This is a genomic window from Meridianimarinicoccus zhengii, assembly GCF_003254465.1.
Lineage (GTDB): Bacteria > Pseudomonadota > Alphaproteobacteria > Rhodobacterales > Rhodobacteraceae > Meridianimarinicoccus > Meridianimarinicoccus zhengii.
Genome location: NZ_QDFI01000217.1, coordinates 1 through 519, shown reverse-complemented (window position 1 = coordinate 519; position 519 = coordinate 1). Strand labels below are relative to the sequence as shown.

Here is a 519-nt window from a genome sequence, read left to right as displayed (position 1 = left end):
GCGCTTGGCGACGGCCTCGCCGATGTTAAGCAGTAGGGAGCCAGAACCGGAGGTCGGGTCGTAAATCTGAATCTCGTCGCGGCCCTTGAGGTGGTCAGCAACGATGTTGCTCATGATGAGCGAGACCTCATGCGGGGTGTAGAATTCGCCTGCCTTCTTGCCCGCGTTGGCCGCGAACTTCTCGATGAGGTACTCGTAGATGTAGCCCAGCACGTCATAGCCCTGCTTGCCATCAGTGGGGATGTCATCGATGAGGTCCAGTAGCTTCTTGATGGCAGAGGTACGGGCAGCGTCGGTTGTGCCCAACTTCGACAGGCTGGTGTCCAAGGTGTTAAGGATGCCGTCGAAGACGTGCTTGCGCTCCGGGGCAATGTTGCGCTTGAAGGTAGCCAGGCCGTAGCGCACGTGAGCGATGGAGAAGTCGTTACCCAAGTCTCGCCACGTCGAGTACAGGTTCTCGTAAGTAAGGAAATAGCCCAAGTTGTTACGCACCAGGGCCACGGTGTCAGTGTCGGTCTC

At 58.0% G+C, this 519-nt stretch carries 1 protein-coding gene; it reads right to left on the bottom strand.

The genetic code is table 11. The annotated features are described in order from the left end of the window. A partial coding sequence (locus DDE13_RS22700) for an N-6 DNA methylase (protein ID WP_162631217.1) occupies positions 1 to 519 on the bottom strand: 519 nt, incomplete at both ends.